This is a genomic window from Pseudarthrobacter woesei (assembly GCF_055412745.1).
Genome location: NZ_JBVAYU010000001.1, coordinates 473,064 through 489,669 on the forward strand (window position 1 = coordinate 473,064; position 16,606 = coordinate 489,669).

17 protein-coding genes and 2 pseudogenes are annotated in these 16,606 nt (G+C 67.4%); 6 read left to right on the forward strand and 13 right to left on the reverse strand.

Annotated features, from left to right (window positions below):
• Position 1 precedes the first annotated feature (1 nt).
• A complete protein-coding gene (gene kdpF, locus ACZYZE_RS02275; RefSeq protein WP_459317741.1) occupies positions 2-100 on the reverse strand; it encodes a K(+)-transporting ATPase subunit F in 99 nt (32 codons plus the stop codon).
• Positions 101-475: 375 nt separating this feature from the next.
• On the opposite strand from kdpF, the gene ACZYZE_RS02280 reads away from it, so the two are divergent.
• The gene (locus tag ACZYZE_RS02280) at positions 476-2,452 is read left to right on the forward strand and encodes an APC family permease (RefSeq protein WP_463905996.1); all 1,977 of its coding nucleotides are present in this window, start codon (positions 476-478) and stop codon (positions 2,450-2,452) included.
• 124 nt (positions 2,453-2,576) lie between these two features.
• Here ACZYZE_RS02280 and ACZYZE_RS02285 read toward each other — a convergent pair whose 3' ends face one another.
• The gene (locus tag ACZYZE_RS02285; protein ID WP_013599688.1) at positions 2,577-2,780 is read right to left on the reverse strand and encodes a cold-shock protein; all 204 of its coding nucleotides are present in this window, start codon (positions 2,778-2,780) and stop codon (positions 2,577-2,579) included.
• A 324-nt stretch (positions 2,781-3,104) separates the two neighbouring features.
• On the opposite strand from ACZYZE_RS02285, the gene ACZYZE_RS02290 reads away from it, so the two are divergent.
• Entirely contained in the window at positions 3,105-3,380 is a 276-nt protein-coding gene (locus tag ACZYZE_RS02290; protein ID WP_463905997.1) for a hypothetical protein, read from the forward strand.
• On the opposite strand, the pseudogene ACZYZE_RS02295 reads toward ACZYZE_RS02290, so the two are convergent.
• From ACZYZE_RS02295 to ACZYZE_RS02320, 6 genes and pseudogenes are all read right to left on the reverse strand, one after another.
• Positions 3,377-4,314 (reverse strand): annotated as a pseudogene (locus tag ACZYZE_RS02295) (alpha/beta fold hydrolase). The gene ACZYZE_RS02290 and the pseudogene ACZYZE_RS02295 overlap by 4 nt on opposite strands.
• Positions 4,247-4,831 carry a DUF2252 family protein gene (locus tag ACZYZE_RS02300; protein ID WP_463905999.1) on the reverse strand — a complete coding sequence of 195 codons (585 nt, stop codon included), beginning with the start codon at positions 4,829-4,831 and terminating at the stop codon, positions 4,247-4,249. Before ACZYZE_RS02300 ends, ACZYZE_RS02295 begins: the two are co-directional and overlap by 68 nt.
• Positions 4,812-5,132: pseudogene (locus tag ACZYZE_RS02305) on the reverse strand (DUF2252 family protein); the annotation flags it as partial. The gene ACZYZE_RS02300 and the pseudogene ACZYZE_RS02305, both read right to left, overlap by 20 nt.
• Positions 5,133-5,464: 332 nt before the next feature.
• On the reverse strand, positions 5,465-6,520 hold the full coding sequence (locus ACZYZE_RS02310; RefSeq protein ID WP_463906001.1) for a zinc-dependent alcohol dehydrogenase family protein: 1,056 nt from the start codon (positions 6,518-6,520) through the stop codon (positions 5,465-5,467).
• A gap of 261 nt (positions 6,521-6,781) precedes the next feature.
• Positions 6,782-7,408, reverse strand: coding sequence for a response regulator (locus ACZYZE_RS02315; RefSeq protein ID WP_459317735.1), 627 nt, complete (start codon positions 7,406-7,408; stop codon positions 6,782-6,784).
• Positions 7,405-8,601 carry a sensor histidine kinase gene (locus ACZYZE_RS02320; protein WP_463906003.1) on the reverse strand — a complete coding sequence of 399 codons (1,197 nt, stop codon included), beginning with the start codon at positions 8,599-8,601 and terminating at the stop codon, positions 7,405-7,407. Before ACZYZE_RS02320 ends, ACZYZE_RS02315 begins: the two co-directional genes overlap by 4 nt.
• Positions 8,602-8,805: 204 nt before the next feature.
• Between ACZYZE_RS02320 and ACZYZE_RS02325 the strand changes: the two genes are divergently transcribed.
• Positions 8,806-9,384, forward strand: a complete 579-nt coding sequence (locus tag ACZYZE_RS02325; RefSeq protein WP_459317733.1) for a GlcG/HbpS family heme-binding protein — start codon at positions 8,806-8,808, stop codon at positions 9,382-9,384.
• Between the two features lie 10 nt (positions 9,385-9,394).
• Positions 9,395-10,135: an ankyrin repeat domain-containing protein gene (locus ACZYZE_RS02330; protein ID WP_463906006.1), complete on the forward strand. Its 741-nt coding sequence runs from the start codon at positions 9,395-9,397 to the stop codon at positions 10,133-10,135.
• Positions 10,136-10,222: 87 nt separating this feature from the next.
• On the opposite strand, the gene ACZYZE_RS02335 is transcribed toward ACZYZE_RS02330, so the two are convergent.
• Genes ACZYZE_RS02335 through ACZYZE_RS02345 form a run of 3 tightly spaced genes read right to left on the reverse strand, consistent with a single transcriptional unit; the run spans position 10,223 to position 12,891 of the window.
• Complete coding sequence (locus ACZYZE_RS02335; protein ID WP_463906007.1) at positions 10,223-11,407, reverse strand: acetyl-CoA acetyltransferase; 1,185 nt, start codon at positions 11,405-11,407, stop codon at positions 10,223-10,225.
• A complete protein-coding gene (locus tag ACZYZE_RS02340; protein WP_459317730.1) occupies positions 11,404-12,117 on the reverse strand; it encodes a CoA transferase subunit B in 714 nt (237 codons plus the stop codon). The genes ACZYZE_RS02335 and ACZYZE_RS02340 overlap by 4 nt, the downstream gene beginning before the upstream one ends.
• Before the next feature lie 33 nt (positions 12,118-12,150).
• Positions 12,151-12,891: a CoA transferase subunit A gene (locus ACZYZE_RS02345; RefSeq protein ID WP_459317729.1), complete on the reverse strand. Its 741-nt coding sequence runs from the start codon at positions 12,889-12,891 to the stop codon at positions 12,151-12,153.
• Positions 12,892-13,092: 201 nt separating this feature from the next.
• Between ACZYZE_RS02345 and ACZYZE_RS02350 the strand changes: the two genes are divergently transcribed.
• A complete protein-coding gene (locus ACZYZE_RS02350; RefSeq protein WP_463906010.1) occupies positions 13,093-13,869 on the forward strand; it encodes an IclR family transcriptional regulator in 777 nt (258 codons plus the stop codon).
• 186 nt (positions 13,870-14,055) lie between these two features.
• Here the strand turns inward: ACZYZE_RS02350 and nadE are convergent, their stop codons facing one another.
• A complete protein-coding gene (nadE, locus tag ACZYZE_RS02355) occupies positions 14,056-14,877 on the reverse strand; it encodes an NAD(+) synthase (protein WP_463906013.1) in 822 nt (273 codons plus the stop codon).
• Positions 14,878-15,090: 213 nt separating this feature from the next.
• Between nadE and ACZYZE_RS02360 the strand changes: the two genes are divergently transcribed.
• Positions 15,091-16,332 carry an FAD-dependent oxidoreductase gene (locus ACZYZE_RS02360; RefSeq protein ID WP_463906015.1) on the forward strand — a complete coding sequence of 414 codons (1,242 nt, stop codon included), beginning with the start codon at positions 15,091-15,093 and terminating at the stop codon, positions 16,330-16,332.
• 22 nt (positions 16,333-16,354) lie between these two features.
• Here ACZYZE_RS02360 and ACZYZE_RS02365 read toward each other — a convergent pair whose 3' ends face one another.
• On the reverse strand, positions 16,355-16,597 hold the full coding sequence (locus ACZYZE_RS02365; RefSeq protein ID WP_463906017.1) for an acyl carrier protein: 243 nt from the start codon (positions 16,595-16,597) through the stop codon (positions 16,355-16,357).
• Positions 16,598-16,606 lie beyond the last annotated feature (9 nt).

Genomic DNA, 16,606 nt, shown 5'->3' on the forward strand with positions numbered 1-16,606 from the left:
CTCACCACTTCTCGGGCCGGATCAGGGCAGCGAGCAGGTAGCCGAAAAGGCCCAGCCCCGCCAGCAACAGGACCAGCCACATCACAGCATCGGCGCTCATTGACCCGTCTCCGATCGTTCGCCGGTCCCGCTGACCACACTGGTCAGGAGGTGACCAACCCACATCACGAATCCCATGGACACCATGAGGATCCCGATGACAGCCACATCGGCCATTGCACGTTCCTTTCATCTGCGCCCCGTTTGCGGGGCTGGGTCCAGTCAAGCCCCCTGAAGCCACGAAAGAGCCCGCACTGATGAATCCTTAACGCCGTTGGGCCGGATCTTTACGGGACCTTGATGCAGCGCACTTTCCACGCGCCCCGGACGGGCGTCAAGGATTCATCAGGGTTTTCGGCGGACACCAAAAACGCGGTCTCCGTGGTGATAATGTCGCGGACGGAAGCGGCGCAGGGCGTCGCCTGGAAGGGACGTCATGACCACGCTGAGCAGGCCGCCGGCAGACCCGTCGGCCCCGCGACCGGGACACAAGACCACGGTGAAAAACTGGCTGCTGTTCGGATTGCAGGACAGCCGGGGAACCCATCAGGGCCCGGGCGGAGTTCCCACGGCCCACGAGAAGAAACATTCCTGGTGGCAGGTGATGTGCCTGACCGGCGTCGACTACTTCTCCACTCTGGGTTACCAGCCGGCGATCGCAGCGCTCGCCGCCGGCGTGATCTCGCCGCTCGCGACCCTGGTGCTGGTGGCCATCACCCTCCTGGGGGCCCTGCCGGTTTATCGCCGAGTCGCCGGCGAGAGCCACCGTGGCGAGGGTTCCATCGCGATGCTTGAGCGGCTGATGCCGCGCTGGGGCGGCAAACTCTTTGTGCTCGTCCTGCTGGGCTTCGCCGCGACGGACTTTATGATCACCATGACCCTGTCCGCCGCGGATGCCACCGCGCACCTCGTCCAGAACCCGGTGGCCCCCGGCTGGCTGCAGGGCCAGAATGTGCCCGTCACGCTGTTCCTGCTGGCGATGCTTGGTGCCGTATTCCTGCGCGGCTTCAAGGAAGCCATCGGCGTCGCCGTCGTCATCGTCGCCATCTACCTGGCCCTGAACGTCGTTGTGCTCGCCGCGGCGCTTTTTGAGGTGTTCACGCACCCTCTGGCGGTGGGGAACTGGTGGCAGGCCATCTCCACGTCGCACGGAAACCCTTTGCTGGCGGTCGGCTTTGCCCTGCTCGTCTTCCCGAAACTCGCGCTCGGACTGTCCGGCTTCGAAACGGGTGTCGCCGTCATGCCGCAGATCCGTGGACACGCGAGCGATACCGACGACAATCCCGCCGGCCGCATCGCGGGAACCCGCAAGCTGCTGACGACGGCGGCTGTCATCATGAGCAGCTTCCTGATCGTGAGCAGCTTCACCACGGTGGTGCTCATCCCCGAGCAGGAATTCCAGCCCGGCGGAGAAGCCAACGGACGCGCCCTCGCATTTCTGGCCCACGCGCATCTGGGCGTGGGATTCGGCACGGTGTACGACGTCAGCACCATCGCCATCTTGTGGTTCGCCGGCGCCTCGGCCATGGCCGGGCTGCTGAACCTCGTGCCCCGCTACCTGCCCCGTTACGGGATGGCCCCCGGCTGGGCGCGGGCCGTCCGCCCGCTGGTGCTCGTATTCACCCTGGTCGGCTTCCTGATCACCTGGCTGTTCGATGCCGACGTCGATGCCCAGGGCGGTGCGTATGCGACCGGCGTCCTCGTGCTGATGACTTCAGCGGCGGTTGCCGTGACGCTCTCGGCCCGGCGCAAGCGCCAGCGCAAACGCACGGTGGGGTTCGGCATCATCGCGGTGGTGTTCATCTACACCACAGTCGCCAACATCATCGAACGGCCCGAAGGCATCCGGATCGCCTCGATCTTTATTCTGGGCATCATCGTGATCTCGCTGCTCTCCCGGGTGCGGCGCTCCTTCGAACTGCACGCCACCCACGTCCATCTGGACCGCGAGGCCCTGGAATTCATGTCGGACGAGTTGGATGGTCCCCTCCGGATCATCGCCCACGAGCCGCTCCGGCTGAGTCCGGAGGCGTACCGGCAGAAACTGGAGTCGGCTACGGAGGTCAGTCATTTGCCGCTGGACTACCGGGCACTCTTCCTCGAAGTGATCGTGGACGATTCCTCGGACTTCGAGACGGAACTCATCGTCCGCGGCATCACGCGCCACGGCTACCGGATCCTGGAGGTGCACGGCCCCGTGGTGCCCAACACGATCGCCTCGGTTCTGCTGCACATCCGGGACGTGACCGGGCTGATGCCGCACATCTACTTCCGCTGGACCGAGGGCAACCCCGTGACCAACCTGCTGCGCTTCCTGGCCTTCGGCGAAGGGGAAATCGCGCCGGTGACCCGCGAAGTGCTGCGCGAAGCCGAACCCGATGTCACCAAACGGCCCTGGGTCCACGTCGGCTGAGCACCTGGCCCGCCAACAGGCCCGCCAACAACAAACGCCCCTCCCGAGGAATCCTCGAGCGGGGCGTTTGTGGTCTTGGGGGACAGGGTCCCGGCCGGCTGGCCGGGGCTGCTATCCGGAGTACTTAGAGCGGGCGGATGTTCTCAGCCTGCGGGCCCTTCGGACCCTGGGTGACGTCGAACTCGACCTTCTGGTTCTCGTCCAGGGAGCGGTAGCCGCTGCTGGCGATTGCCGAGTAGTGGGCGAAAACGTCCGCTGACCCGTCATCCGGGGCAATGAAGCCAAAACCCTTTTCGGCGTTGAACCATTTAACTGTGCCTGTAGCCATGCCATATCCTTCTGAAATGCTGCTGATCTCCGGCGGCCCTGGGGCCAACGGCTGCGGAGACATTCGTCCGCTGTCCCCCAACGTACGGGTCTGCGGGCCGCGGTGCAAGAGGCCGACGGGGGCATTTCCTCGCGTCCCGGGACTATAGTCGGGGCAACATGACAACAATCTCTGTGGTTATCCCAACCCGGAACGGCGCTGACATGCTCACCGTGTGCCTTGCTGGACTCGCCCGCCAGACCCGCCCGGCCGACGAAATCATCGTTTTCTGGGCTGTCGGCGCCACTGCTGGGGCATCCGCCGCTGTTCGGCTCGAACTTCGCGATGCAGTCCGCGGTCTGGCCGCGGATCCGCGGCAAGGTCAGCCGTGGACTGCCGCCGGTGCACAACGACCTCGACATTTCTTACCAGATCCCGCCCGAGGCGGCGGTGGTCGCCGATCCCACCCTGCGGGTGGGGGCCTCCGCCAGGCCCCTCGCGAGCTGGCATGCCATCGGACGCCGGCTCTCGATGGCGCGGACAACGTTCGCCGTGGAGTTCGCCAGGGAGCGTCCGGGCCGGCGTCGCCGTCGGCAATGGGAGCATGACCACCCGCGTTAGGCGGACCCGTAGAGCGCGATCAGATCCCGGCTCATTTGGAACGGCGAAGTTTCACTCGGGCTGTGCCCGCCCCTGTAGACCGCGATACGCGCGCCGATGGACTGCGCGAAACGGCGATGCAGCACCAGCGGCCACAGATCGTGTTCGCCGACGGCGACGAACTTCGGCAGCGACGCCGCGACCAGTGCCACGCTCAGATCGGGGGAATGCTGCATCAGCCCGACAATGTCACGGACGGAACTGCGGCGGGTGAAGCGGAACCGGTATTTCACAAACCGGATCCGGTTGGCCGGTACGTGCCCCACGTTGAGACGGATGCCCCAAATCATCAGCGCGGCGCCGATCCGGGGGCTGGTCCGGCCGCTGAAGCGGCCAATGCGCTGGACGCCGCGGAAGCTCTGGCCCGGCTCGGGCGGGCAGCTGAGCAGGGTCAGGCTCCGGAACTTTTCCGGACGCCGGCTGAAGGCAACCTGGGCGACGATCGCGGGAAGGAATACCCGACGACGTGCGCGGCCCCTTCTTCGGCGTCGAGTATGGCGATCAGGTCATTGGCGAACAAATCATAGTCGTAGTGCGCTCGCGGCGGCACCAGGTTTTCGGGGCCCGCCGTGGCGGATTCGTACTGGCCGGCGATGTCGCAGCTCAGGACGAAGTACCCTGCAGCGGCGAGCTCGGGCAGCATCAGGACGAAGTCTTCCTTGGAGCCGGTCGCCCCGGGGACCAAGAGCACGCGCGGGTTTCCCGGCGTGCCCATCGAGACGGTGGCCAGGGTGCCGCTCGGGGCGTCGAAGTGGCCCCGCACAGCGCCGTCGGGGAGGGCGGTCCAGTCCACGTCGCCCAGGGCGGCATCGCGGCGGGCGGCTTCGTCAACCAGCGCCGATCCGAACCCAACAGGTTCCTGATCGTTCTGTGCGTTGCTGTCGGCAGACACCATGGACTAAACATAGCCCCGCGCAGCTGCTGCCGGGGCGAATTGGGCAGGAGCGGGTGGTCAGCGTCCGCACCTGACGGTCATGGCGCACGTAGTAGTCGCGTTCGTCGTTCTGCAGATGGCCGAGACTGACCGTGCGGCGATATTCGGCGAACAGGCGCGGTACCACGTCGGTGTTCTGCACGGGCGCAGTCGTCATTGCGGGGGGCCGTTCAATGAAACGCAGGCGACCGCCGTCGTCCATCTGCGTGGTGCGACGCACGGCCCGCTGGCCGGTGCGCTTCCTGGCCGTCTCGATCGCGTGGTGCAGCACCTTCTGGGCTTCCGCGCTCAGGAGGCTGCGGGCGAAGTTGATGTTGCTGTGCATGTAGAAGCGCTCGTACGGGTTTCGTTCCAGCATTGTGGTCAGTGCGCTGCGGTAGGCCCGTACGGTGCGTTGTGCTGCCTTGCGCACCTCCCGTTCCGTGTACTCGGCGTGGATTCCGCCGGTCCCAGTCCCACGGGGCCGCGCCGGCCTCATCGAAGTCGTTGAGGTCGAAGACGAGTTTGCGTTCCGGGGAGGTATAGAAACCGAAGTAGCTGATGTGCGCGTCGCCGCACGCTGCGACCATGATCCCCGAGTGCGGGTCGCCGGCGAGGTCCATGGCCATCAGCCCGGCCGTTCCTCGGTAGAACGCGAAGGGGTTCTCGAGCATGCGCTCCATGCGCAGGGGCACCAACTCCTGTTCGCGGACTTTGTTCTGTTCGCGGATATGGGCGACGGCGTCACGCGGTGCCGTGCTCCGCTCGGCCAGTGCAGTACGCGGCGTGGTCCTGCGCAATTGGCGGCCGCGGGCGTACGCATCGGCACGGCGGAGTTGCAGCTCTTCGCGAATCCGCGTGGAGGGTGTCGAAGAATGATTTGGTAGCGCGCGCGTAGCGGGGTGTCTGGGGCTGCCGGTTCGCCGGCGGGGGCAGGGCTGCTGCTATGGAGCTGACGATGAGCGAACGCAGGGCTGTCACGAAGACTCTGGCCACGGAATGCCGCCGTCCTTCCAGAGCCAGGAACGGCGGGTCCCGGATTAGATCTGTGCGGTGACGGGCTGGCACCGCACTCATGCCCGCAAGGCGCTGGGCCTGACGGTCAGGGTTCTCCTTCCCCGCCGGTGCGCTGTCAGGGGGTGAGCAGGACCTTGATGGCGCGCCGTTCGTCCATGGCACGGTAGGCCTCCGGCGCGTCCTCCAGCGGCATCACGACGTCGAATACGCGGCCCGGATTGATGGTGCCGTCGAGGACGTCCGCCAGCAGTTCCGGGATGTAGGTCCGGGCCGGGGCCATGCCGCCGCCGATGGAGATGTTCGTGTCGAAGAGGTAGCGCAGCGGGACCTCGCTGCCGCCGGTGGGGACGCCAACGAAGCCCAGCGCGCCGCCCGGGCGGGTGCTGTGCAGTGCCTGTTCCATCGATTCCTTGGTCCCCACGCACTCAAGCACCGAATCGGCCAGTACCCCGCCGAGGAGTTCGCGGACCCTGGCGACGCCGTCGTCCCCGCGCTCTTCCACGATGTCGGTGGCCCCGAACTCGCGGGCGATCGCCTGCCGGTCGGTGTGGCGGGACATTGCGATGATCCGTTCCGCCCCGAGCCGTTTGGCGGCCAGCACCCCGCAGAGCCCGACGGCGCCGTCGCCCACCACCACGACGGTCCGGCCCGGTCCGGCCTTCGCGGCGAGGGCCGCGTGGTGGCCGGTGGCCATCACATCGGACAGTGTGAGCAGGCTCTTCCGGAGGGCATCATCGGGCTCGGTGATTCCGGGAACCTTGACCAGGGTGGAGTCGGCCAGCGGGACGCGGACGGCCTGGCCCTGGCCGCCGTCGATCGCGTGACCGGTGTCGTCCTTGCCGCCCCAGCCGGCGAGATGGTCACAGGCCACGGTGACACCGTTGAGGCACTGGGGGCAGGCCCCGCAGCTGACCACAAAGGGTGCGATCACGAGGTCGCCGACGGCGAGGTTCTTGATACCGTCGCCGATGCTCTCAACGGTGCCGATGAACTCGTGGCCGATCGCGGTGGGCCGGCGGGTGGGCTTCACGCCCCGGTAGGGCCACAGGTCGGAGCCGCACACACAGGACGCGGTGACCTTCACAACGGCGTCGGTGGGCAACTGGAGGGTGGGGTAGTCGCGGTCTTCGACCCGGATGTCACCGGGGGCGTGGATGATCGTGGCGCGCATGGAGGCTCCTCAAAGCGGGGATTTGGGCTTGATCCGAGTCTAGCCCGGGGCGCGGCGGGGGTCATCCGGACCTGAGATGGCGCCGGGCGGGCGCCTAAGCTGGCACTCGTGCTGCGGCAGTTGGACATGCCAGCCGGACTGAAGGCTTTGCTCGTAGCCTCTAACCAAACGCGCTTCGGACTGGAACGGCCCAGCTTAGGCTTATGACGCTGCCGCCAATCCACGGCGCCCTCGGCAACTCGGGCTGGAAACCGGGCTGCTTCAGCGCATGCCCTCCCGGCGGATGGCGGTGGCGATGGCCGCAGCGCGGGTCTCCACACCAAGCTTGGTGTAAATATGCGCGAGATGGGTCTTGACCGTGGCCTCGGAGATGAACAGCCGCTGGCCGAGCTCCCGGTTGCTGAGCCCGTCCGTGAGGAGGCTCAGCAACTCGGCCTCCCGCGGCGTCAGCACCTCATCCGGATTGCGCAGCTGCTGAAACAGGCGGGAGGCCACTGGCGCGCTCATCACGCTTTTGCCCTGGACCGCGCCGCGAACGGCCGCGAAAATCTCCTCCGGGGCGGCATCCTTGAGCAGGTAACCCATGGCCCCCGCATCCACGGCCCGGACGATGTCGGCGTCGGAGTCATAGGTGGTGAACACCAGCACCGCCTGCTTGCCGTTGCGCCTCCGAAGTTGCTTGATTGCCTCGATGCCGTCCATACCCTCGCCCATGGCCAGATCCATCACGACCACGGCGGGGGAGTGCTGCTCCGCTTTCGCCAAGGCATCTTCGCCGGTGGCGGCTTCAGCCACGACGTCGATATCCGGCTGCGTTCCCAATAGGGCCTTGAGCCCGCTCCGGACCACGAGGTGGTCGTCCACGAGGAGTACGGTGATGGCACTCATTCGTCCCCGCCGGCAGGAAGTTGAGCGGCCACGATGGTCCCTTCGCCGGGGGTGCTTTCGACCGAGAATACACCGCCGAGCTGCTCGACACGCTGGCGCATGGCGCGCAGGCCGTAGCCTCCGGCGTCCGACGGCGGTGACACCGCCACGGGATCAAAGCCGACGCCGTCGTCGTAAATGTCCAACGTAACAGTGTCCGGAAGGAATCCGAGCGTCAGAGTTGCGTTCACGGCAGCGGCATGGAGGTTGATGTTTGCCGCTGCGCTCTGAACAACGCGCAACAGGGCGTGGCGGACCTCCGGTGGCACGGGCCTCGGTTCGCCGGTGACCATCAGCCGGGCCGCCGCGACATAGGGTGTGGCGGCTTGGAGAAGGGCCTCGGGCAGAGGTGAGGCCTCGAGCCCGGGGGCCGCGAGCTCATGGACGAGGCTGCGCGTTTCCGACAGGTTCCGGCGGAGCAAAGTGGTGGCCTGGCGGACGTCCTGCCGGGCAGAAGGGCGAGGCCAGGCGCGGTTGGCCGCTTCGAGGAGGAGCAGGCTGCTGGCCAGGCCCTGTGTCACGGTGTCGTGGATTTCGCGGGACACCCGCTCACGTTCGGCGATGGCGCCGGCCCGGCGCTCGCTGGCCGCGAGCCGGCTTTGGGCGAGGGCTACTTCGGCGTTCAGGCGGCGCTGCGCGGCGGCGTCGTTCTCGATGCGGTCGTAGATCAGCGTGAGCATGGCCGCTACGGCAAGCGGGCCCAGCAGCATCGCCAGATCGGTGCCATTGCTGAGCCTGAACAGCCCGGCCGCCGTGGCGGCGGCAATTGCGCCCGCAGCGACGTAGGCCACAGCGCCGGTAAACGCGGTGCGGCAGAGGAAGAACAGCGCAAAAGAACACCAGGCAAAACTGGGCGCCGCAATGACGAGGACTGCCCAGACTGCCACGAGGACGAACATCCAAAACGCCCACCGGCGCCGGCGCCGGGAAAGCACGGCGATGACGGAGTAGAGGACGAACGCGGCTGCGGCGAGCCCGAGGATCGGGAGATTGTCCGCCGGGCTGTGCCGCATCAGGTAGCGCACCACCGATGCGACGAGGAGTACCGCAAACCCCAGGTGGACCGCGGCATCAATTCGCCGGAACCGGCCTTTCGGCGGAGGTGAACCGGCAGCTGAAGTTTCCGGGGAGAGGGCTGGGGCTGGGGAGGGCATAGGGGTCCGGTTCCGGTGGATGAAGTGCTACCCACCATGCTAGGGCCCCGCCATTGCTGGTCTCTCATCCCTTTGGCTGATCCCGTCGACCTGACGGGTGAGCCGGTCGAAGCCGAAGGCCGGATGCCGCGGCCAGGGCCAGGCGAAAGGATGGAAGGACGCCGAAGGGCGAGGCCCCTAAACCGTAAGTCCAAGGAGAATGCCATGAAGAAGTCCACCAGGATCGTGTCCGCAGCCGCCGGAGTGTTGCTCCTAACCGGAGGGCTGGCAGCCGCGGCCAACGCCGGCAGCGTAACGGCGGCGCCAGGGGCGGCGGCCCCTGCGGCGGTGCCGGCCGTCGATCTCCAGCCGGCACCGGCCACCGTTGTTAGCCAGAGCCGCATCACGGTGGGGGCATCGATGGCCGCGGTCGGAGCGGCCCTCGCGAAGTGCCAGGCGGACAAACTGCCCTTCGTCACCGTGGCGCTGGTGGACCGGTTCGGCACCGTGCAGGCCCTCCTTCGCGGAGACAACGCGGCTGAGCACACCATCGAAGCTGCACGGCAGAAGGCCTACACGGCCGCGGCATTCGGGACGCCCACCAGCGAGCTGGCCAAGCGCATCATCGGAAACGGGCCAAGTATCGCGGATCTCCCCGGCACCCTCTTCCTTGGCGGCGGCGTCCCGTTGAAGGTCAACGGTGTGTCCGTGGCCGGAATTGGGGTGGGCGGGGCTCCGGACGGTGCGCTGGACGAAGCCTGTGCCACAGCCGGGGCCGAGGCCATTGCCCGAATGGCCAAGTAGGCTCTGGTCCATGATGAGGTTCAGGACCGGTCCCGGGGCATCCGTCCGGCGCGGCCGGCCGGGAGTTGTGGCCGGAGTCCTGGGTCTCGTGATTGGCTCGGCAGCAATGCTGGGCGGCTGCAGCCCCGACGCCGAACCCCCAAAGCGTCCGGAGACTTCACCAGCCGTTGCGCCCTCGGGCCCGACGTCGGGCCCGACGTCGTCCTCCGCAGCACCGGCGCCTGCTCCCAGCAGCCGTCTCCCACTGTCCCCGCAGGCCCAGGGGGAGCTCGACCAGAGCATGATCCAGGCCGCCAAAAGCAACGACCTGGTCCTGGTTACCGAGCTGATCCGGGCCGGCGGCAATGTGAACGCGAAAGACGCCATCGAAGACTCGGTGTTCCTCTATGCCGGGGCCGAAGGATTCAACGAGATCCTGCAGCTGGCCCTGGCCAGCGGGGCGGATGTTGCCAGCACCAACCGCTTCGGCGGGACTGCACTCATCCCTGCCGCCGAGCACGGTCACGTCGACACCGTGCGTATCCTCCTGGCAGCGGGAGTCCCCGTGGACCACGTCAACAAGCTGGGTTGGACCGCCCTGCAGGAAGCCATTCTGCTCAATAACGGCGGCCCCCGCCAGCAGGACGTGGTGCGGCAGCTCCTGGCTGCCGGCGCAGACCCCGACATCCGTGATCCGCAGGGGCGTACCGCCTTGGAGAACGCGGAGCGGCTCGGTTTTGCGGCCATCGCCGGGCTGATCCGGGGCCGCTAGATCCGCAGGAAAACCTGCCAACGCGGGGTCAGATCCGGCCCATCGAAGCATGGTGCATGGGCCGTATCTGACCCCGCGTTGGTTCCGCTAGACGGCTTCCAGGACGCTGACGTAGTTCGCGATGCCCACCCCTCCCATGTTCTGCACGGCGGCCCGGCGTGGGTTGGCCAGCTGCATGTCACCGGCGGTGCCGGTGAGCTGCATCGCGGCGATGACGTGCTGGGAGACGCCGGTGGCGCCGACGGGGTGGCCCTTGGCCTTGAGCCCGCCGGAGACGTTGACGGGCAGCTTGCCGTCTTTGAAGACCCAGCCTTCCTCGACAGCGCGCGCCCCCTGTCCGCGTTCGGTGAGTCCCATCGCCTCGTACATGAGCAGCTCGGCGATGGTGAAGCAGTCGTGGACTTCGGCGAAGTCCAGATCCTCGAGCCCGACGCCGGCCATCCCCAGGGCCCGCTGCCAGGAGGCCCGCGTGGCGGCGAACTCGGTGGGGTCCCGGCGCTCGGCCGGGAAGAAGTCGTTCGCGTGGCCGAAGCCGGCGAGCCGCACCGGGGCAGTGGCCCCGCCGGTGGGTGCGAGGCTCAGCACGACGGCGGCGGCGCCGTCGGACACGGGCGAGCAGTCGGTGCGGCGCAGCGGATCGGCGACCATCGGGTTCTTGTCCGAGACGGTCCGGCAAAACTCCTCGCCGAGGTCCTTGCGGAGCTGGGCGTAGGGGTTGTCCACGCCGTTGCGGTGGTTCTTCGCCGCGATGGTGCCCAGGACGTCGGAGACCGGTCCATAGCGCTTCTCGTAGTGCTTGGCCACCTCGGCAAAGAGCCCGGTGAAGCCGGTACTGGAGGCCTTGCCTGCCATATCGTAGTCGGCGCCGAGCAGGGCAGCCCCCACGACGTCGGCTCCGGCCTGGGTCATCTTCTCGGCGCCGATCACGAGGACGGTCTTCGCGGTGCCGGCCAGCAGCGACTTGGTGCCCTGCTGGAACGCGGCCGATCCGGAGGCGCAGGCGTTCTCGACGCGGGTGGACGGGACGTTGGCAAGCTGCTCCGAGACCTGCAGGGCCAGCGAGGACGGGAACGCCAGCGACATCATGCCGGAGTTGAACTGGCCGAGATAGATCTCATCGATCCGGCCCGGTTCGATGCCGGCGTTGCCGATCGCCTCGCTGGCGACCTGGACGATCAGAGACTCGAGGGTCTCGTCCGTGAGTTTGCCGAAGCGGCTGTGGCCCCAGCCGGTCAGCAGGATATCTTTACCGAACTGTTCGCGCAGGCTCATGCTGTGGCTCCTTCAAGGGTGCTGTCTTCTCGGGCGTCCGTTGCGTCGAGGGAGGGGGCGACGTCGAATTCGGCCTCGGTCTTCCCGCGGATTTCCTCCACGGTGACGCCCGGGGCGAGGCGGGTGAGCGTGAGCCGCCGGACGCCGCCTGTTTCTTGTTCATGCTTCACCAGGTCAAACACCGCGAGGTCGCTGATAATGCGGTCTACGCAGCTCAGGCCGGTGAGCGGCAGGGTGCATTCCCTGACGATCTTGGCGGTGCCGTCCTTGGCGTTGTGCTCGGTGAGGACCACCACGCGCGGGGTGCCGGCGACGAGGTCCATGGCGCCGCCCATGCCCTTGACCATCTTGCCGGGGATGGTCCAGTTGGCGAGGTCGCCGCCGCCGGAGACCTGCATGGCGCCCAGGATGGCGACCTTCACATGCCCGCCGCGAATCATGCCGAAGGACGCGGCGGAGTCGAAGATGCTGGCGCCGGGCAGGACCGTGACGGTCTGCTTGCCAGCGTTGATGAGGTCCGCGTCCTCCTCGCCCTCGTAGGGGAACGGGCCCATGCCGAGCAGGCCGTTCTCGCTCTGCAGGACGACGCGTATGCCGTCGCGCAGGTTGTTGGCGACCAGCGTGGGGATGCCGATGCCAAGGTTGACGTAGTCGCCGTCGTTGAGTTCTTCGGCCGCGATGGCAGCCATTTCATTCCGGGTCCAAGCCATGGTGATTCTCCTGAAGAAAAGTAGGGGCGGCGCTTAGGCCGGAACGGACGCGGCTGCGGATGCTTCGGCGGCTACTGCGCGGGGGCGGACCGTCCGCTGTTCGATGTCCTTGACCCGGGCGCTGGCTTTGACGAGGCGCTGGACGAAGACTCCAGGGGTGATGATGTGGTTGGGGTCCAGTTGGCCGGGTTCGACGATCACTTCGGCTTCGGCCACCGTCACGGCGCCGGCGGTCGCCACGACCGGGTTGAAGTTCTGGGCGGTGTAGCGGTAGATCAGGTTGCCGTCGGTGTCGGCGGTGTGGGCGTGGACCAGGGCGACGTCGGCCTTGATGGCCCGTTCCAGGACGAAAGTCTCGCCGTCGAACTCCGCGAGCGGCTTGCCTTCGGCGACGAGGGTGCCGACGCCGGTTTTGGTGTAGAACGCCGGGATGCCGGCGCCGCCGGCGCGGAGGCGCTCGGCCAGGGTGCCCTGCGGGGTGAACTCCACTTCCAGCTTGCCGGCGAGGTACTGCTCGGCGAAGAGTTTGTTCTCGCCCACGTAGGAGGCGATGACCTTGCGGACCTGGCCGGCTTCAATCAGCACCCCGAGGCCCTTGCCATCCACGCCCATGTTGTTGGACACCACAGTGAGGTCCTTGACGCCGGAATCGCGCACGGCCTCGATCAGGTCGGCCGGGATGCCGCTGAGGCCAAAGCCTCCGACGGCGAGCGTCATACCGTCCCGCAGCACGTCCTGCAGCGCGGCGGCCGCTCCGGATTTCAGCTTTGACATCGCATCTCCTCATTGAGCCATTGACGCAATCCACTTTGTGGACTGTTCCTCTGCTGTTGGAGCCTACGGGGCGAAAAAGGGGGCTGTCAACGGGCGGGTCTAGCGGATATGGTGAGGTTTTTACAGTGTGGACGGTACCCTTATGACTGTCCACAATATGGATGATTTGGATGGTTCAATGCAAACTCGCGAGGAAAAAAGATGAACACGTCACCGGTCAAGGGCGCCCAGGTGGTGAGCCGCGTCGCGTCCCTGCTGCGCATTGTCGGACGGAAACCGGGAGGCTCCCCGCTCGTGGAACTCGTCAGGGAATCCGGACTCACGCGCCCCACCGTGCACCGGCTGCTGTCCTCGCTGGCTGCCGAGGGGCTGCTGGACCAGGGCGCGGGCAGCGGCAACTGGGTACTGGGCCCGGAGATCCTGTTGTTGGGCTCCGTGGCCTCTGCCCGTTTCCCTCTTGAGGACATCGCCCGGCCCAGCCTGCGGCGGCTCGCCGAAGAGACCGGCGAAAGCGCGTTCTTCTCCATCCGCCGCGGCGCCGAGACGGTCTGCCTGCTCCGGGAGGAGGGGAGCTTCCCGGTGCGGTCCTTCGTGCTGCACGAGGGCGTCCGCTTCCCGCTCGGGGTGGCGTCCGCCGGCACCGCCGTGATGGCGTTCCTGCCCGAGGCGGAGCAGGAGGAATTGCTGGCCGGTTGGGCCACGCACGCCGGCGATTTCGCGGCGGCGCACACCGAGGCACTGGTCCGGGAAAACCTGTCGAAGACGCGGCAGGCCGGTTACTCGGTCAATCCCGGGCTCGTGCTGGAAGGCAGTTGGGGGATGGGGGCAGCAGTCTTCGACCAGCGAGGCCACCCCGGCTGGGCGTTGTCACTGACCGGGATTGAGCCGCGCTTCCGTGGCGAGCGGCAGGAGATGCTCGGGCGCCTGCTGATGGAAGAAGCGCACCGGATCTCCACACTGTTGCAGGGTGCCAAGTAGAACGGGCTGGGGAACCGCCGCCGGGGCGTACGGTGACGTGGGCTGCCGCTGGCAAGGTGCCCGACGTCGTGGTTCACCGCCGGCTGCCGTCCCGGGGCACATTGACACGGACACGCCGCCGGCCCGTGCCGAGAGCACGGATACCGGCCCCAAAGTGCCCCCGGACGGAGCGCATCCTCGGCCGGGCTACTTCCACCAGGTGTCAAAGACAGTGACGGGGACCGTTCGCTTGTGCCGGGTCCGGAGGAATTTCTGTTCAATCAGCTCGGCTGCGGCCACAGGGATGTCGCGGCCCTCGAGGTAGTCATCAATCGTGTCGTAGCTGAGGCCCAGTTCGTCCTCGTCGGTGCGGCCAGGCTGGCCGTCCAGGAGATCAGCGGTGGGGACTTTCTCCCAGATCCGGGCCGGGGCGCCCAGTTCAGCGAGGAGCGCCCTGTTCTGGCGCTTGTTCAGTCCGAACAACGGCAGGATGTCAGCCCCGCCGTCGCCATATTTCGTGAAGAAGCCAGTGACTGATTCCGCGCCGTGGTCCGTTCCGATGACCAGGTAGTTGTGCTCGCCGGCGAGGGCGTACTGCGCGATCATGCGGGTGCGGGCCTTGGTGTTGCCCTTGTGGAAGTCGGAGATCCCACTGCCCACGGTCTTCTCGAATTCGTCCTCGAAGCCATCCACTGCCGCGGAGATGTTGAATGTCCACTCGGTCTTGGCCTGGATGAAGTCCAGTGCGGCCTGGGCGTCGTCCTCATCGTGCTGCACGCCGTAGGGCAGGCGGACGGCGACGAAGTTGGCTTCCACGCCCTCGGCCGTGAGCTCTTCGACGGCAAGCTGGGCCAACCGCCCGGCCAGGGAGGAGTCCAGCCCGCCGGAGATCCCGAGGACGAATCCCTGGGTGTGGGTCGCTTTCAGGTAGTCCTTGAGAAAGGTGACGCGTTTGCGCACCTCCCCGGCGGGGTCGATCCGGGGCTGGACGCCCATTTCTTCGATGATTTTCGCCTGGAGTTCACGCATGCTTCACAGCCTAGCCAGCCGTGCCAACGGGCTCAACTCTTGCGCCGGCAGGTGCCCGTGCAGGCGCCACGCGCAGCGCTTTCGGCCTGGCGCTGCGGAATAGACAGGACGCTACGCGGATACCCGTAGCGCCGGGAATTTCGCGCAGCGCCAGTCCATTTCCGCAGCGAAAAACTCCTCCCGCGCTAACCCGCACAGGCGTAGCGTATGGCCATGGAGACGACAGGATGTGTGGTGGCCGGCGGCGGGCCGGCCGGCATGATGCTGGGCCTGCTGCTGGCCCGGGCCGGAGTGCAGGTTACGGTGCTGGAGAAACATGCCGATTTCTTCCGGGACTTCCGCGGCGACACCGTCCATGCTTCGACCATCAGGCTGATCGACGAACTGGGCCTGGGCGAGGAGTTCCGCCGGCTGCCGCAGAGCCGGCTGAACAACGTGGCTTTCCCGGTGCCCGGCGGGCCGCCGGTGACGATGGGCAACTTCGATTCGCTCCCGCCGCCCTACAACTACGTCGCCCTGATGCCGCAATGGGACTTCCTCAACTTCCTCGCCGACGCCGCCGCCCAGGAACCGTCCTTTACCCTGCGGATGGGTCACACCGCCACCGCGCTGATCCGCAACGGCGGCCGGGTGACCGGAGTCCGCTACCGCGCCGCGGACGGAACGGAGGGCGAGCTCAAGGCAGACCTTGTGGTCGCCACCGACGGGCGGCACTCGACTTTGCGCCGAGAGGCCGGGCTGGCGCCGAAGGAGTATCCGGTACCGTTCGACACCTGGTGGTTCCGGCTGCCGCGCTACGCCTCGGAACTCGGCGAAGTGGCCGGAATCGTCCCCGCATTCGGCCGGGGCGAGGCCCTCCTGGCGCTCAATCGCACCGACTATTACCAAATGGGATACCTCGCGCCGAAAGGCACGGGCGCCCGGATCCGCGCCGAAGGGGTTGAACGCTTTCGGCGGCGGATCGCGGCGCTCCGCCCGGACCTCGCCGACCGCGTGAACGCCATCGCCTCGCTGGCGGACCTGCACTGGCTGGACGTGCGCCTGGACCGGCTGCGCCCATGGCACATCAATGGCCTGCTCTGCATAGGCGACGCCGCGCATGCGATGTCCCCTGCCGGCGGGGTGGGGATCAACCTCGCCATCCAGGACGCTGTGGCCGCCGCGGACTGCCTTGCCCCGGCGCTGCTCCGGGGCAGGGTGTCCCGCCCGGACCTCGCGAAAGTCGAACGACGACGGCGGACGCCCACCGTCGTCGTGCAGACTGTCCAGCGGGTCATGCACCGCGTGCTGTTCGAGCCGATCATGACCGGAAAGCGGGCCGGGGCGCCGGCCGTCCTGCTGTTCGTGGCCCGGCATATCCCGGCCGTCGGCAGGGTGGTTCCGCGGTTCGTTGCCTTCGGACCGCGGCCCGAACACGCGCCCGCCTTCGCCCGGCGCACGCCGCAGCACTCATAGCCCGGCGCTTCCCGCCCCGGGCTTAGCCGTGGGCCGCAAGGTACCCGATCAGCCCCTTGACCGTGGCCACTTCCGGGTAGTCCCGCTCCGGGATGTCGACGCCGGTGGCCGTGTCGATCGTTTCGACGAGCCGAAGGAAGTCCAGCGAGTCGAGTTCCAGGTCCTGCCGCAGCCGGGCGGCCTCGTCCACTTCGGCCAAGTCCACGTCCGGTGCCACCTTGCCGATCGCAGCCCGCACCGCCGCCCGGGCGTCCTGTTCGTTCATGGTTCCTCC

Excerpts from the sequence above, each read along its gene's own strand:
- kdpF (WP_459317741.1), bottom strand. The coding sequence starts at position 100 with ATGAGCGCCGATGCTGTGATGTGGCTGGTCCTGTTGCTGGCGGGGCTG.
- ACZYZE_RS02280 (WP_463905996.1), top strand. The coding sequence starts at position 476 with ATGACCACGCTGAGCAGGCCGCCGGCAGACCCGTCGGCCCCGCGACCG.
- ACZYZE_RS02285 (WP_013599688.1), bottom strand. The coding sequence starts at position 2,780 with ATGGCTACAGGCACAGTTAAATGGTTCAACGCCGAAAAGGGTTTTGGC.
- ACZYZE_RS02290 (WP_463905997.1), top strand. The coding sequence starts at position 3,105 with ATGCAGTCCGCGGTCTGGCCGCGGATCCGCGGCAAGGTCAGCCGTGGA.
- ACZYZE_RS02300 (WP_463905999.1), bottom strand. The coding sequence starts at position 4,831 with ATGAGGCCGGCGCGGCCCCGTGGGACTGGGACCGGCGGAATCCACGCC.
- ACZYZE_RS02310 (WP_463906001.1), bottom strand. The coding sequence starts at position 6,520 with ATGCGCGCCACGATCATCCACGCCCCCGGTGACATCCGGGTCGAAGAC.
- ACZYZE_RS02315 (WP_459317735.1), bottom strand. The coding sequence starts at position 7,408 with ATGAGTGCCATCACCGTACTCCTCGTGGACGACCACCTCGTGGTCCGG.
- ACZYZE_RS02320 (WP_463906003.1), bottom strand. The coding sequence starts at position 8,601 with ATGCCCTCCCCAGCCCCAGCCCTCTCCCCGGAAACTTCAGCTGCCGGT.
- ACZYZE_RS02325 (WP_459317733.1), top strand. The coding sequence starts at position 8,806 with ATGAAGAAGTCCACCAGGATCGTGTCCGCAGCCGCCGGAGTGTTGCTC.
- ACZYZE_RS02330 (WP_463906006.1), top strand. The coding sequence starts at position 9,395 with ATGATGAGGTTCAGGACCGGTCCCGGGGCATCCGTCCGGCGCGGCCGG.
- ACZYZE_RS02335 (WP_463906007.1), bottom strand. The coding sequence starts at position 11,407 with ATGAGCCTGCGCGAACAGTTCGGTAAAGATATCCTGCTGACCGGCTGG.
- ACZYZE_RS02340 (WP_459317730.1), bottom strand. The coding sequence starts at position 12,117 with ATGGCTTGGACCCGGAATGAAATGGCTGCCATCGCGGCCGAAGAACTC.
- ACZYZE_RS02345 (WP_459317729.1), bottom strand. The coding sequence starts at position 12,891 with ATGTCAAAGCTGAAATCCGGAGCGGCCGCCGCGCTGCAGGACGTGCTG.
- ACZYZE_RS02350 (WP_463906010.1), top strand. The coding sequence starts at position 13,093 with ATGAACACGTCACCGGTCAAGGGCGCCCAGGTGGTGAGCCGCGTCGCG.
- nadE (WP_463906013.1), bottom strand. The coding sequence starts at position 14,877 with ATGCGTGAACTCCAGGCGAAAATCATCGAAGAAATGGGCGTCCAGCCC.
- ACZYZE_RS02360 (WP_463906015.1), top strand. The coding sequence starts at position 15,091 with ATGGAGACGACAGGATGTGTGGTGGCCGGCGGCGGGCCGGCCGGCATG.
- ACZYZE_RS02365 (WP_463906017.1), bottom strand. The coding sequence starts at position 16,597 with ATGAACGAACAGGACGCCCGGGCGGCGGTGCGGGCTGCGATCGGCAAG.